Annotated in this window: 15 protein-coding genes; 9 read left to right on the top strand and 6 right to left on the bottom strand. The window is 51.5% G+C overall.

Features of this window, described 5'->3' with window-relative positions:
* Positions 1-41: 41 nt before the first annotated feature.
* Positions 42-1,961: a DNA repair helicase YoaA gene (gene yoaA, locus NXT09_RS02920; RefSeq protein ID WP_268578818.1), complete on the bottom strand. Its 1,920-nt coding sequence runs from the start codon at positions 1,959-1,961 to the stop codon at positions 42-44.
* A 210-nt stretch (positions 1,962-2,171) separates the two neighbouring features.
* Between yoaA and NXT09_RS02915 the strand changes: the two genes are divergently transcribed.
* On the top strand, positions 2,172-2,516 hold the full coding sequence (locus tag NXT09_RS02915; protein ID WP_268578817.1) for a RidA family protein: 345 nt from the start codon (positions 2,172-2,174) through the stop codon (positions 2,514-2,516).
* Positions 2,517-2,677: 161 nt separating this feature from the next.
* Here NXT09_RS02915 and NXT09_RS02910 read toward each other — a convergent pair whose 3' ends face one another.
* A complete protein-coding gene (locus tag NXT09_RS02910) occupies positions 2,678-2,926 on the bottom strand; it encodes a YoaH family protein (protein WP_180788802.1) in 249 nt (82 codons plus the stop codon).
* A gap of 143 nt (positions 2,927-3,069) precedes the next feature.
* Here NXT09_RS02910 and pabB point away from each other — a divergent pair, with 143 nt between their 5' ends.
* From pabB to sdaA, 3 genes are all read left to right on the top strand, one after another.
* Positions 3,070-4,512 (top strand): aminodeoxychorismate synthase component 1, encoded by a 1,443-nt coding sequence (pabB, locus tag NXT09_RS02905; protein WP_268578816.1) that lies wholly within the window; start codon positions 3,070-3,072, stop codon positions 4,510-4,512.
* Complete coding sequence (locus NXT09_RS02900) at positions 4,509-5,102, top strand: CoA pyrophosphatase (protein WP_119888757.1); 594 nt, start codon at positions 4,509-4,511, stop codon at positions 5,100-5,102. The genes pabB and NXT09_RS02900 overlap by 4 nt, the downstream gene beginning before the upstream one ends.
* 395 nt (positions 5,103-5,497) lie before the next feature.
* On the top strand, positions 5,498-6,862 hold the full coding sequence (gene sdaA / locus NXT09_RS02895) for an L-serine ammonia-lyase (protein WP_039511315.1): 1,365 nt from the start codon (positions 5,498-5,500) through the stop codon (positions 6,860-6,862).
* A gap of 92 nt (positions 6,863-6,954) precedes the next feature.
* Here the strand turns inward: sdaA and NXT09_RS02890 are convergent, their stop codons facing one another.
* Positions 6,955-8,511, bottom strand: coding sequence for a TerC family protein (locus NXT09_RS02890; protein ID WP_205557279.1), 1,557 nt, complete (start codon positions 8,509-8,511; stop codon positions 6,955-6,957).
* A 572-nt stretch (positions 8,512-9,083) separates the two neighbouring features.
* Here NXT09_RS02890 and manX point away from each other — a divergent pair.
* The 5 genes from manX (at position 9,084) to mntP (ending at position 13,397) form a co-directional block, all read left to right on the top strand.
* Positions 9,084-10,052: a PTS mannose transporter subunit IIAB gene (manX, locus tag NXT09_RS02885; protein WP_268578815.1), complete on the top strand. Its 969-nt coding sequence runs from the start codon at positions 9,084-9,086 to the stop codon at positions 10,050-10,052.
* Positions 10,053-10,208: 156 nt separating this feature from the next.
* Positions 10,209-11,006, top strand: coding sequence for a PTS mannose/fructose/sorbose transporter subunit IIC (locus tag NXT09_RS02880; protein WP_010299942.1), 798 nt, complete (start codon positions 10,209-10,211; stop codon positions 11,004-11,006).
* 14 nt (positions 11,007-11,020) lie between these two features.
* The gene (locus NXT09_RS02875; RefSeq protein WP_205550618.1) at positions 11,021-11,863 is read left to right on the top strand and encodes a PTS mannose transporter subunit IID; all 843 of its coding nucleotides are present in this window, start codon (positions 11,021-11,023) and stop codon (positions 11,861-11,863) included.
* Positions 11,864-11,941: 78 nt separating this feature from the next.
* Positions 11,942-12,400, top strand: coding sequence for a DUF986 family protein (locus tag NXT09_RS02870; RefSeq protein WP_268578814.1), 459 nt, complete (start codon positions 11,942-11,944; stop codon positions 12,398-12,400).
* A 424-nt stretch (positions 12,401-12,824) separates the two neighbouring features.
* Positions 12,825-13,397, top strand: coding sequence for a manganese efflux pump MntP (gene mntP / locus NXT09_RS02865; protein ID WP_205550622.1), 573 nt, complete (start codon positions 12,825-12,827; stop codon positions 13,395-13,397).
* 64 nt (positions 13,398-13,461) lie between these two features.
* On the opposite strand, the gene rlmA is transcribed toward mntP, so the two are convergent.
* The 3 genes from rlmA to NXT09_RS02850 form a co-directional block, all read right to left on the bottom strand.
* Positions 13,462-14,292, bottom strand: a complete 831-nt coding sequence (gene rlmA, locus NXT09_RS02860) for a 23S rRNA (guanine(745)-N(1))-methyltransferase (RefSeq protein ID WP_268578813.1) — start codon at positions 14,290-14,292, stop codon at positions 13,462-13,464.
* Between the two features lie 128 nt (positions 14,293-14,420).
* Positions 14,421-14,630 carry a transcription antiterminator/RNA stability regulator CspE gene (gene cspE / locus NXT09_RS02855; protein WP_005968829.1) on the bottom strand — a complete coding sequence of 70 codons (210 nt, stop codon included), beginning with the start codon at positions 14,628-14,630 and terminating at the stop codon, positions 14,421-14,423.
* A gap of 41 nt (positions 14,631-14,671) precedes the next feature.
* Entirely contained in the window at positions 14,672-14,788 is a 117-nt protein-coding gene (locus tag NXT09_RS02850) for a DUF2627 domain-containing protein (RefSeq protein ID WP_085996916.1), read from the bottom strand.
* Positions 14,789-14,975 lie beyond the last annotated feature (187 nt).

Raw genomic sequence — 14,975 nt, 5'->3', positions numbered from 1 at the left:
CCATCGGTCAGTCAGGCCATGCGGCAATCGCCAGTGGGGAATTATGTGTTACGCGTCAGGAAATTAATCGCCTGCCCAATATCGCGGGTACGCGGCGTCGGTGGCAGGCTGTTAAGGAACACGGCACCATACGGACGCATCACCAGTCGATTATCGCAAATCACAATCACACCGCGATCCTCAACATCACGGATGAGGCGGCCTACACCTTGCTTCAGGGTAATCACCGCATCGGGAACCTGCACATCGTCGAAAGGCTCACCGCCGCGCAGGCGGCAGTCTTCAATACGCGCCTTCAGCAGCGGGTCATCCGGCGAGGTAAACGGCAGTTTATCGATAATGACGCAGGAGAGCGTATCACCACGCACATCCACGCCTTCCCAGAAGCTGCTGGTCGCCACCAGCAAGGCATTACCTGCCGACACAAACTGCGACAGCAATTGCGCCTTGCCGGTTTCGCCCTGTAACAGCACCGGTAGCGTCAGCGTGGCGCGGAATTCGGCCGCCAAATCGCGCATCATCTGATGCGACGTACACAGCATAAAGCAGCGACCCTGATTCGCCTCAATCAACGGCCGCAGCATCGCCGCCAGCCTTTTCGCTGCACCGGGACGATTGGTTTCCGGTAAATTGCGGGGGACGCAGAGCAGCGCCTGATTGGCATAATCAAACGGGCTGGGTAACAGGAGCGTATTCGCGTTATCCAGCCCCAGCCTATCGGTGAAGTGGAAGAGTTGATCGTTAACAGACAGCGTCGCGGAGGTAAACACCCAGGCCGCAGGCTTCTCTTTTATCAGTTCACGAAAACGATCGGAGACGGACAGCGGCGTCAGCGCCAACACAAAATGACGTGAATTACATTCGTACCAGTAGCTGTAACCTGGTAACTGCACGTCTTTCAGCCGTTTCAAGCGATTGCGATAGAGCGTGGCGCGCTCAAAAGCGGCATCCAGCAGCGCTGAACGCCCGAGCGACAGTTTCGCGACGTCGTAACACAGCTCCAGCGCATCATCCAGCAGCACCAGCGCACGCTGAAGCGACGGCTGTTCGAGCACATCGCGCAGATTACCGCGAAACCCCGGATCGCCCAGCGACAGCCGAAAATCCTGCGTACTTTGCGTCAGGCGATCGGCACTTTTTTGCAGTTGCGAGGCGTCGCGCACTTCGGTGCGGTATGCAATGATGATGTCTTTCGCCAGATCCAATAGTTGGCGGCTGGAAAGCTGCTGGCCGAAATATTGGCTGGCGATATCCGGAATCTGGTGGGCTTCATCGAAAATAACGACGTCACTTTCTGGGATCAGCTCCGCAAAACCGCTCTCCTTCACCACCATATCGGCCAGATAGAGATGATGGTTAACCACCACGATATCGGCATCCATCGCTTTACGCCGTGCTTTCACCACAAAACACTCTTTGTAGTGCGGACAGTCGCTGCCCAGGCAGTTATCGTTGGTGCTGGTCACTAACGGCCAGATTGCGCTGTCTTCCGCCACACCTGAACAGGTCGTGACATCACCTTCCGTCGTTTCCGACGACCAGCCGCGCAGCCGAACCAGTTCACTCAGCGTTTCGCCGGGTAAATCATCGCCGCCCAGCGATTGCTGTTCAAGCCGTTCCAGACAGAGGTAGTTCGAGCGACCTTTCAACAGCGCTAATTTGCCTTTGTACTTCAACGCCTCCGCGATCGTCGGTAAATCGCGGCTATAGAGCTGATCCTGTAGCGCTTTCGAACCGGTTGAAATGATGACTTTTTTATCTGAACGCAAGGCGGGCGCAAGGTAGGCATAGGTTTTACCGGTTCCTGTTCCCGCTTCTACCACCAGCGCTGTTTTATCGTCGATGGCCCGCATGACTGCCTGCGCCATCTGCCGCTGTGGCTCACGAGGCTTGAAGCCTGTGATCGCTTTCGCCAGCACGCCGTCATTAGCAAAATCATCAATTACACGATCGTTCGTCACGCCTGCTCTCTTTTTCAAGGGAATGCTATATCTGTAAGCCGCTAACCGTTTCAGGTCGCAGCAAAATATCGCGCTGATTATGCCAAGAGTCACCCGACGCTACCACCTTAAATCAGGAAAGCGTGCCGCAACCTGCTGTGTTAGGCTTGGCGGCTGGTATTGATTGATGTCACTATTTTAACTATCCCCACAATGGAGAAACCCCACCTCATGGCGATCACACGAATTAATCCTGAAGCCCGCTGGTCAGACGCCGTCATCCACAACAACACGCTCTATTACACCAGCGTGCCGGAGAATCTGGATGACGACGCACAGGCGCAAACGAAAAACGCGCTGGGCGCGTTAGATGCGATCCTGCAACAGGCGGGAACGGATAAGAGTAAGCTGTTGGACGTGACGATTTTTCTCGCCGATGCGGATGATTTTGCTGCGATGAACGCCGCGTGGGATGCTTGGGTCGTGGCAGGTAGCGCGCCTGTACGCTGCACCGTGCAGGCTAAATTGATGCACCCGAAATTCAAAGTCGAAATCAAAGCGATTGCGGCGATATAAGCCACCGTCTTTATCCAATCCCATACCCTAAATAATTCGAGTTTCAGGAAGGCGGCAAGTGAGGGAATCCCGATGAGCTTACTCAGGTAAGTGATTCGGGTGACTAAGCGCAGCCAACGCACATGCAACTTGAAGTATGACGGGTATAGGAAGAAATGTGGTTACTGCTCGTCCTCTTCTTCACCATCGTCAAAATGGTGTTCTTCGTCGCTATCATTACTGTCATTAAATGCGTCATCATCTTCGTCAAACATCACCGCGACGTTGTCGCCCTGATGATTCTGACGGATCTCCGCGGCAACCTGTGCTATCGCCTGGCCGCTGCTCATGCCCTCAGACATGAGTTCCTGGATACGCTCTACGGCATCTTGCTGCTGCTTGTGCGTCAGCGCGGGCATACCTGCAATCATGATAATTTCCTGGTTGGTAAATTCGCACGTATCATCGCATGCTCGCTTCGGCATACACCAGCATTTCTGCTTTGTGGTACGCTGTGGGCAGGAAAATCGACGCGCTATCAACACAACCATACTGTAGACACAACACGAAGAACATGACTGCCGCCAATACGACTCACGTAACCGACACCAGCGATTCGACCACCGCGACGGGTTCCATCGCTATCTATCACACGCTGCCTTACTACCCGACCGTGCTGCTCGATCGCTTTGCGCCCTTTTCCCAACAGCCGTGGGCGATGTTGCTGCATTCTGGATTTGCCGATCATCCGCATAATCGCTTCGATATTATGGTCGCCGATCCGCGAGTCACACTTTGCACGCGCGGAAGCAAAACGGAAATCACGCGTGACGGTGTAACGAATATCGTGGACGGTGATCCATTTGCTTTACTGCAAGAGCAGCTTGATTCACTGGCGCTGTCCGCGGAAACACATCCTGATTTCCCTTTTCAGGGCGGCGCACTTGGCCTGTTCGGCTACGATCTGGGACGGCAGATTGAAACGCTGCCCGCACAGGCCGAGCAAGATATCGATTTGCCGGATATGGCGGTGGGTCTCTACGACTGGGCGCTGGTTGCCGATCACCATCGACAAACGTTAACGCTGATCGTACATCATTCCCTTCAAGCGCGGCTCGACGGGTTAACCACTCCGCCCGTTACCGCCCCAAAAGCCGATTTCAACCTTACCAGCAATTGGCAACCAAACATGTCACGCGAGGCGTACGGCGAAAAATTCCGCACAATACAGGACTACCTTCTGGCGGGAGACTGCTATCAGGTCAATCTGGCACAGCGCTTTTCTGCGGCTTACGAGGGTGATGAATGGCAGGCATTTTTACGACTGTCAGCAGGCAATAAAGCGCCCTTTTCCGCCTTCCTGCGCCTGCCGGAAAATACCGTCATCAGCGTATCGCCGGAGCGTTTTCTCTGGCTGGAAAATCACCGCATTCAAACGCGCCCGATTAAAGGCACACTGCCGCGTCTCGCAGATTCGGAAGCTGATAAACAGCAAGCGGTGCGACTCGCTAATTCGGAGAAAGATCGCTCAGAAAACCTGATGATTGTCGATCTCCTGCGTAACGACATTGGTCGTGTCGCGGTGCCAGGCAGCGTCCGCGTGCCGGAGTTGTTCGTCGTCGAACCTTTCCCCGCGGTGCACCATCTGGTCAGCACCATTGAAGCACAGCTACCGGAAGATTGTCCTGCAACCACGCTATTACGCGCCTGTTTCCCCGGCGGCTCGATTACCGGCGCACCCAAAATTCGCGCGATGCAGATTATTGAAGAACTGGAACCTCAGCGTCGCAATGCTTACTGCGGCAGCGTCGGCTACATCAGCCTGTGCGGAACGATGGATACCAATATCACCATCAGAACGCTATTAACCGAACGCGGCAGAATTTACTGCTGGGCAGGCGGCGGCATCGTCGCCGACAGTCAGGAACAGGCTGAATATCAGGAAACGTTTGATAAAGTGGGCCGCATACTTCCCCTACTGGATGGTTCCCAGACAATTCAGGTACCGAGTGAATGAGTGAGATCGCCTTGCCGCCAACAGCTTTTGCGCTGAACGATTTTATTACGCGCTTTCAGTTACAGCTTCCGCCATCGCTGCGGCCTGTGCACCAGCAGCGTCAGGCTGCGGTTCTGGTGCCGATTATTTGTCATCCTACGCCCACGCTGTTATTGACCCGACGTTCTGCCGAACTGCGTAAACATGCCGGGCAAGTGGCGTTCCCCGGCGGTGCGGCGGATAAAGAAGATCGTTCCATCATCGAAACGGCGCTGCGTGAAGCGCAGGAAGAAGTGGCTATCCCACCGGAAAATGTCCAGGTGCTGGGCGTATTACCGCCGCTGGACAGCGTCAGTGGATTTCAGGTCACACCGGTTGTCGGGCTGATCGCTCCACAGACTCGCTTTCATCCCAATGAAGACGAAGTCGCCGAACTGTTTGAAATGCCGCTGGACGAGGCCTTCGCGCTGACGCGCTATTATCCACTGGATATTGAGCGCAAGCAGCAGCGCCATCGGGTTTATCTTTCCTGGTATCAGCAGCAGTTTGTCTGGGGGCTAACCGCCGCCATCATCCATCAGCTCGCCTTACAGATTTCCGACAAGCCCTAAGCTCAATGCCGCGTTCAGCGGCTTTTGGCTCACCACTTCTTTTCTCTCGCCAAATATCCTTATTTAAAAAGCGGCCTTTGCGCTCAAAAAGCACCCAGCCATAGGATTTACAATGACTTAACTCACATTTAGGATAAGTTAAATTATGCGATGACATAAGTTTATTTCATGCGAAAAAGAAAGCCACACGACATATTCCACACTACAATAGCGCGATTTGACGAGTTTTATTCTAATCTTTGGGTATATATCCACTAAAATTCAGGTCATGTCTCGCCAGAACCGAAATCATCAGATACTTCGCAGCATAACTATCTGATTATGATGAAGGAACCGGATGCAGGCGATCAGATAACAAAGAGTGGGTACGACCCTGAGTCTTTGAGGAGTTTCGCGTGATAAGCGTTTTCGACATGTTTAAAATCGGTATTGGCCCCTCTAGCTCTCATACGGTTGGACCGATGAAAGCCGGTAAGCAATTTGTCGATGAATTGATCACCCAGGATCGACTGACCGCGACCACGCGCATTGCCGTCGATGTGTATGGCTCACTGTCGCTGACGGGTAAAGGCCACCATACGGATATCGCTATCATTATGGGTCTGGCGGGTAACATGCCGGATACCGTTGATATTGATGCCATTCCCGGTTTCATCCGCGATGTTGAGCAACGCGAACGCCTGCTGCTGGCTAACGGGCAGCATGAGGTCGATTTCCCACGCGAAGGTGGCATGGTTTTCCGCAGTGAAAATCTGCCGCTGCACGAAAACGGCATGACCATCACCGCCTTTGCCGGCAATAAAGAAATTTATAGCAAAACCTATTACTCCATCGGTGGCGGCTTCATCGTCGATGCAGAGAATTTTGGCAAAGACAGTGCCACTGATGTATCCGTTCCCTATACGTTCAATTCCGCCAAAGAGATGCTGGATCACTGCAAACAAAGTGGCCTGTCGCTCTCAGGGATGGTGATGCGTAACGAGCTGGCGCTGCACAGCCGTCAGGACATTGACGCCTACTTTGCCGATATTTGGCAGACAATGCGTGCCTGTATCGATCGCGGTATGAACACCGAAGGTGTTTTACCCGGACCGCTGCGCGTGCCACGTCGTGCCTCTGCGCTGCGCCGCATGCTGGTGTCTTCCGATAAACTGTCCAACGACCCGATGAACGTGGTGGACTGGGTCAATATGTTCGCGCTGGCGGTGAATGAAGAAAACGCCGCAGGTGGCCGTGTAGTTACCGCGCCAACGAACGGTGCGTGCGGCATCGTCCCCGCTGTCCTCGCTTATTACGACCACTTCATCGAGCCGGTTAGCCCAACCATTTATATCCGTTACTTCCTCGCGGCGGGCGCGGTTGGCATTCTGTACAAAATGAACGCCTCCATCTCCGGTGCGGAAGTAGGCTGTCAGGGTGAAGTGGGCGTCGCCTGCTCCATGGCCGCCGCTGGACTGGCAGAGCTGATGGGCGCGAGCCCGGAACAGGTTTGTGTCGCCGCTGAGATCGGCATGGAACACAATCTGGGCTTAACCTGCGATCCAGTTGCTGGCCAGGTGCAGGTCCCGTGCATTGAACGTAACGCGATTGCTTCCGTTAAGGCGATTAACGCCGCCCGCATGGCAACCCGCCGCACCAGCGAAGCACGCGTCTCGCTGGATAAGGTGATTGAAACCATGTACGAAACGGGTAAAGACATGAACGCCAAATACCGCGAAACCTCACGGGGCGGACTGGCGATTAAAGTGCAGTGTGATTAGTCCGCACCCCACTTCTGTTTTTATTTCCACCGATTAAAAAGCCCCGCCACATTGGCGGGGCTTCATTTTGTCATCTACTTACGCAGAACGGCTTACGCCTCTTCATCCTCTTCCCGCTCGATGATGCGTTCTACACGCACCAATTCAATACGGTATTCGGATACTTCGATGATGTGGAAGCGCAGGTTGTACAACTCGATGATGGCACCGACTTTCGGGAACTCATCACTATGCGCCAACAACATTCCTGCCAGTGAAGCATAATCTTCTTTCGGATCAACCAGCTCGCTGCTATTCACCACCTGTTGCAAAGCGTGGAGATCCGTTCCGCCTTTCACCAGCCAGCCTTCGCCGTCAGGGATGATATCCAGCGTTTCGTCTTCATCTGGGAACTCACCGGCAATCGCTTCCAGCACGTCCAGCGGTGTTACCAACCCTTGCACCACACCAAATTCGTTGGCGATGATGACCAGGCTACCTTTCGCACGACGCAGAACGGGCAGCAGGTTAATCACATCCAGCGTTTCCGGCACGACGATTGGCGGGTTAGCCGCAGCAAAGCTTTCCACATCGGTCTGCGTTTCCAGCGCCACCAGCAGGTCCTTGGCACGGACGACACCGATAAGCTCATCCAGCGAACCGCGACAGATTGGGAACAGGCTGTGAGGCGTATCCAGCAATTGCATACGGATCTGTTCGACCGAACTTGCACTATCCACCCAGGAAATTTCAGTACGCGGCGTCATCACGCTGCGCAGCGAACGCGAGGCTAATGTCAGCACGCCGCTGATCATATTGCGCTCTTCTTCGGCGAATTCCTCAGTTGTGAGTTTCTTCTGCGGTTCATCCGCATCCACGTCGTCCGTGTTTTTCCGTGAACCCATCAGGCGCAGAATGGCCTCTGCGGTACGTTCACGCAAAGGACGGTGCGACTGATGCTTCATAAAGTTATGACGGGCAATTTGGTTAAACAGCTCGATCAGGATAGAGAAGCCAATCGCCGCGTACAGATAACCTTTCGGAATGTGGAAGCCAAGACCTTCCGCCATCAGGCTCAAACCAATCATCAGCAAGAAGCTGAGACACAGGACAACCACCGTTGGATGCTCGTTGACGAATCGGGTCAACGGCTTAGAAGCAATCAGCATGACGCCCATTGCAATGATCACCGCCGTCATCATGACGCCCAGGTGATCGACCATGCCCACCGCAGTAATCACGGCATCCAGCGAGAACACCGCATCCAGCACGACGATCTGTGCCACTACGGCCCAGAAACTCGCATGGGCGCGATTGCCATTGCCGTCGTGCGTTTTATTCTCTAGCCGTTCATGTAGCTCCATCGTAGCTTTGAACAAGAGGAACACACCGCCGAACAGCAAAATCAGGTCACGACCCGAGAAGCTGAAATCGCCAAGGCTAAACAGTGGACGCGTCAGTGTGACCATCCAGGAAATCAAAGACAACAGCCCCAGACGCATTAACAGCGCCAGGCTTAAACCGATAATGCGGGCTTTATCTCGCTGTTTGGGGGGTAATTTATCCGCCAAAATGGCGATAAACACCAAATTGTCGATACCCAGAACAATTTCCAGTACCACCAGCGTCAATAAGCCTGCCCAGATTGAAGGATCTAGCAAAAATTCCATGTCAGACTCCAGAAAATGAACGAGCAGATGACATCAATGCATGAGCCGCATTGAATGGTAATAAAAAGAGTTGGTGTGAATCAGAGAGATTCTGAATGTGGTCTGAGTGACCAGTTGAGTACAGAAAACCGCCAGCATTAGCGGGAAAACAGAGAACGTTTTGTCGGTGACAGTCCATGGGAAGGGCTGATGCCCGGTGCTCCTAAGCAATTTAAGGGACGTTTACTCTAACAGGTTGTTACCAATTTTCACAAAGAATTTCTTCCGGTCAGCTTCGCATTGATAACGCGCCCAAATTTTCCCATTCAGAGCCCTTTTAGCCCTTGATTTAACTGGTCAGCATTAGAGCATCATCACACTATTTATTTTTTCGATAAGTAAAATAAATCTGTCAGTCACGATTTTCTGGCCTGACAACCTGGAGGAACACAGTGAATGTCATGAATCCACGGTAAAATTTTTTCTTGCAGCCATACTAATACCGCGACGGTTAACGTTTTCACTACCGGAACGCTGACCCGGTTTCCTGACACATTGACTCTTTTTTGATCGTGAACGTGAGGAGGTAGCAAGTGAGTATTGCAATCATGTTATGCACTCACGGCGCCACTGCGGGACCGCTGTTAAAGACAGCAGAAATGATTCTTGGCGAGCAAAGTAATGTCGCCTGGATTGATTTCGTTCCTGGGGAAAACGCCGAAACATTGATAGAAAAATATCAGGAAAAACTCACGCAGTTAGACACATCACAAGGCGTGCTGTTTCTCGTTGATACCTGGGGCGGCAGCCCATTCAACGCCGCCAGCCGCCTCGTCACCGACAAAGAAAACCATGATGTTATCGCCGGTGTGAATATTCCCATGCTAGCGGAAACCTTTATGGCCCGGGATGATAATCCGTCCTTCTCCGATCTGGTTTCTATCGCATTGGAAGCTGGCAGAGATGGCGTAAAAGCGCTGAAGCATCAGGAAAAAGCCAAAGTCGCGCCCCCTTCTCCTCCACCAACCCCAAAGGCCAACGCTATCCCCACACCGGCAGGACCCGGCGAACACATGAAAATTGGTCTGGCTCGTATCGACGATCGCCTGATTCATGGTCAGGTCGCCACCCGCTGGACGAAAGAAACCAATGTTTCGCGCATTATTGTTGTCAGCGATGAAGTCGCCGCCGATCACGTGCGTAAAACGTTGCTGACTCAGGTTGCACCACCGGGCGTTACCGCGCACGTGGTGGATGTGGCAAAAGCCGTTCGTGTTTATGACAATCCGAAATATGCCGCTGACCGCGTGATGCTGCTGTTCACCAATCCGACGGATGTATTAACGCTGATCGAAAATGGCGTAAACATCACCTCGGTCAATATTGGCGGGATGGCATTCAAGCAGGGGAAAACGCAGGTCAATAATGCCGTCTCTATCGATGAGAAGGATATTGCAGCGTTCCGTGAATTAGATAAACGCGGTGTTGAATTGGAGGTTCGGAAAGTATCAACCGATTCCCGAATTAAAATGATGGACTTAATTAACAAAATGCCGCGTTGATACCCATCGAGCTACGAAGGTTATTAACGCTAATGTCACCATCAATAATAGTTTTATAGACCTGACGATTTTCAAGATAGGTATTTATGTCCAAATAGAAAATCAACGGGGATGGCGATTTATTTTTACTCAGACACATTTTATAGGAGAAGTACGATGGAGATTACCACACTTCAAATTGTGCTGATATTTCTCGTCGCGTGTGTTTCGGGGATGGGTTCGATTCTTGATGAATTCCAGTTCCACCGTCCACTCGTCGCCTGTACGCTGATTGGTGCAGTGTTAGGTGATTTAAAAACGGGGATCATTATCGGCGGTACGCTGGAAATGATCGCGTTAGGCTGGATGAACATCGGTGCGGCCGTCGCACCAGATGCGGCGCTGGCGTCCATTATCTCAACCATTCTGGTTATTGCTGGCGGTCAGGGGATCGGCGCAGGGATTGCTCTGGCAATTCCGCTCGCTGCCGCTGGGCAAGTATTAACCATCATTGTTCGTACTATCACCGTTGCGTTCCAACATGCGGCAGACAGCGCGGCAGAGCGAGGTAATCTAACGGCTATCAGTTGGATTCACGTTTCTGCCCTCCTGCTGCAGGCCATGCGTATCGCGATTCCTGCGGTAATCGTTGCCGTTTCCGTTGGTACCGATGCCGTTCACGCGCTGCTGAACTCCATCCCGGAGGTGGTGACCAACGGTCTGAATATCGCCGGGGGCATGATTGTCGTTGTGGGTTACGCGATGGTCATCAACATGATGCGCGCAGGCTACCTGATGCCGTTCTTCTATCTTGGCTTCGTTACCGCTGCATTCACCGAGTTTAACCTGGTGGCGCTGGGCGTAATTGGTATTGTGATGGCGGTGCTGTATATCCAGCTCAGCCCGAAATATAACAAGGTTCAAGGCCAGCCGGTTTCATCAGGCAATAACAACCTTGATAACGAACTGGATTAACAGGAGTGAGCAAAATGGTCGACAATACGAATGTTAAAAAACTCACTGACAGCGACATCCGCGCGGTGTTTATCCGTTCCAACCTGTTTCAAGGCTCCTGGAACTTTGAACGTATGCAGGCACTCGGCTTCTGTTTTTCCATGGTGCCAGTGATTCGCCGTCTTTACCCTGAAAATTCGGAAGAGCGTAAACAAGCAATCAAGCGCCATCTGGAGTTCTTCAATACGCAGCCTTTTGTTGCCGCTCCGATACTCGGCGTAACGATGGCGATGGAAGAGCAACGTGCGAACGGTGCGCCTATCGATGACGCGGCAATAAACGGTCTGAAAGTCGGGCTGATGGGGCCACTGGCTGGCGTCGGCGACCCGATATTCTGGGGCACTGCACGTCCGGTATTCGCTGCGCTAGGCGCAGGGATTGCCATGAGTGGCAGCCTGTTAGGGCCGATTCTCTTCTTCGTTTTGTTTAACCTGGTTCGCCTGCTGGTGCGTTACTATGGCGTCGCCTACGGCTACCGCAAAGGGATCGATATCGTCAGTGATATGGGCGGTGGTTTCCTGCAAAAAATGACGGAGGCGGCCTCGATTCTCGGCTTGTTCGTCATGGGGGCATTGGTCAATAAATGGACTCACGTCAACATCCCGATGGTGGTGTCGACAGTGACGAATCAGAACGGGGAAACCACAGTGACTACCGTTCAATCCATCCTTGACCAGCTCATGCCGGGACTTGTTCCCCTACTGCTGACGTTCGGTTGTATGTGGTTGTTACGGCGCAAGGTAAACGCGCTGTGGCTGATTATGGGCTTCTTCGCCATTGGTATCTTCGGGTACTGGATCGGCCTGCTCGGCGTATAATGTTCAGTGGCCGGGTGCCAACACACCCGGCTATTTTTATTCACGGACACAGATAGTCAACGGACAAGGGTAATACGGATGACAATGACAGATATCACGCTGGTTGTGTTGATTGCGTTAGCACTGGCTTATGCCATCTATGATGAGTTCATCATGGATAAACTCAAAGGAAAAACCCAACTCCTTGTCCCTCTGAAGCGGATGAACCGGCTCGATACGCTGATTTTCATCGGTTTAGTGGGAATTCTTATTTATCAAAACGTGATGAATAATGGCGCTATTATTACCACCTATCTTTTGATTTCTCTGGCCTTCATGGCGTGCTACCTGGCCTATATTCGTCGTCCTAAACTGGTGTTTAAAACAACCGGTTTCTTTTATGCGAATATATTCATTCCTTATACCAGAATTAAAAATATGAATTTATCTGAGGATGGTGTATTAGTCATCGAACTGGAGAAACGCCGTTTATTGATACAGGTTACGCAGCTTGATGATTTAGAGAAAATATATAAATTTATGATTGAGAATCAATAAGGTAAATTTATCAGGTAAATCATTTCAAATAACCACGGGTATACACCTTCTCTTTAGATGGCATTTTAACCACATTAACCTTGTCGTTATTTTGTACGATCGTTCTCTTTTGGCAATCAAATGAAAATAATTATCAATTGCATTATTAACACTTAAAACTTTTAGTGTTGTTTGCACCATAAATAATATGGTAAGGTTGCGCCGTCATTGGGGAGTAGCCGATTTCTGATTAATTAACATTCACAATAATTCATCAGAAATGCTCGTATCAACATACTCGTTTTATCTCCTATCACCGGAGCATAGACGTGGTGCGGGCGGCCAAGCGTGATTGGCAGGCGAGACCATAGACACGTAAGATCGTCATTCGGGTTGGGGATGATCTGCGTGTATATGGTTAATCGTCCAGCCGAGGCTATTTACAATGAATATGTCAGCAACACTTATCCTAGCATTTGGTATGTCAATGGATGCCTTCGCCGCGTCAATCGGTAAAGGTGCCGTCCTGCATAACCCCCGTTTCCGCGATGCCATTCGCACCGGCCTCATCTTTGGTGTTATTGAAGCAATCACCCCGCTCATCGGCTGGGCACTTGGTTTCTTTGCCAGTCAATATATTCTCGAATGGGACCACTGGGTTGCCTTTACGCTGTTACTGATTCTGGGCGGTCGCATGATCGTCGAAGGCCTCAAAGGTTCTTCAGACTGCCGCTGCGAAAAAGTCAAAAATCATAGTCTGGCGCTGTTAGTTTGTACCGCCATCGCCACCAGCCTGGATGCCATGGCAATCGGCGTCGGTCTGGCCTTCCTTCAGGTCAATATTTTCCATACCGCGATGGTTATAGGTTGTGCCACCATGATTATGGTGACGCTCGGAATGATGATTGGCCGCTATATCGGCCCTATCTTCGGCAAAAAAGCGGAAGTGGTTGGCGGGCTGGTTCTGATTGGTATCGGCTGTAATATTCTTTACGAGCACCTCGGCTACGCCGCCTGATAAAACACATTTCACATTAACGGGCAGCCCGATTATCGCGCTGCCCGTTTTTTATTCTTCTCGATTACGCTACCGCCCCGCCATCAATACGCTGATGCAAGCGGATAATAAAGTCCGTTTCACAACTAAACGTGGCTGCTGCCTGCAGTCGCTCGCTAACGTCTGGCGTTGCTCGCCAGGCGAAGGGCGTCATTTGCAATAACGCCGCGGCTTCATTCCCAGATAACTGCATTGGGTACGCGAGCGTTTGTTGATCCATAAGCTGAAAGCCTGCGAGCACTTCATCTTTACTCGGATGTAATAACACCTCATCGTAGACTTCTGCTTTCAGTTGATAAAGGTGTCGTGGCCCCGGAGACACCGTCACCACCCAACCGCCAACCTTAACGGTGCGCTGCAACTCCGCGTCATTACACGGCGCATAGATTTTTACTACCGCATCAAGGGATTGATCCTGAAAAGGCAACCGCTGGCTGGAGGCAACGCAAAACTCAACGTTGTCATACCGCTTTGCCGCGCGCTGAATCGCTGCTTTGGACACATCCAGTCCGTATATCGTCATCGTTCTGCGCGATGTGAGACACCGGGCTAGCTCAGCAGTGTAATACCCTTCGCCACAGCCAATATCCAGCAGCGCCGCCGCGTCATCTGTCACAATACGATCAACGTGCTGCGCAACGGCGTCGCGTAGCGGCTGATAGTGACCGGCTTCAAGAAAGTTGCGCCGCGCCTGCATCATTTCAGCACTGTCGCCAGGCTGTTTTGAACGCTTAAACTGTACCGGCAACAGGTTAACGTACCCTTCTTTCGCACGGTCAAAGCTATGTTTACCACACGTCCATTGCCGCGGGTGTCGCTCCAGAGGTAACTGGCATAGCGGACACTGATAACTCATCGGCACATTTTCCTCATTAAAAACGTCTTCATTGCATTACGGGTGTAGATAAAAATATCACTGGTGCAGATAAAACGCAGACAACAAAAAACCCGCACCATGGCGGGTTTTGCAACAGAGCTGTAAAATTACAGCGCAGTGACGTTTACTGCAGAAGGACCTTTCTGGCCATCCTGAATTTCGAATTCTACGTTCTGGCCTTCAGCCAGAGTTTTGAAGCCGTTGCCTTGAATTGCAGAGAAGTGTACGAATACATCTTTGCTGCCGTCAGCAGGAGTGATGAAACCAAAGCCTTTAGACTCGTTGAACCACTTAACCTGACCTTTAATCTTTGCCATTTCAAATATTTCCTTTAATTGTTTAAACCGCCAAAAAGGCGTTATACAGACAAACCAAAGTCGTTACTGCTTGAGGCACTAAGATAAGGATCGGCAGAGAAGCAGCATGCAACACTAAAGGTTGTACTTAAGTCTTCTTTACTGAAAATGCCATTCATATACAGAACTGTACCTCGTTTTACCCAGAAGCGTTATTACACACTATGTAAACGATGGCAAGGGCTTTTTTATCAGTCGTGGACATGCCGCACAAATTCGCGTCATCCTTGATTCATTAATACACGATAATGCTCGCTGACACCTATATTCACAGGCTGTTTCTAACACCGAACAATAAGTACACTT

The organism is Pectobacterium jejuense (assembly GCF_026800125.1).
GTDB classification, from domain to species: domain Bacteria; phylum Pseudomonadota; class Gammaproteobacteria; order Enterobacterales; family Enterobacteriaceae; genus Pectobacterium; species Pectobacterium jejuense.
This window is presented reverse-complemented; position numbering and strand designations above follow the sequence as displayed.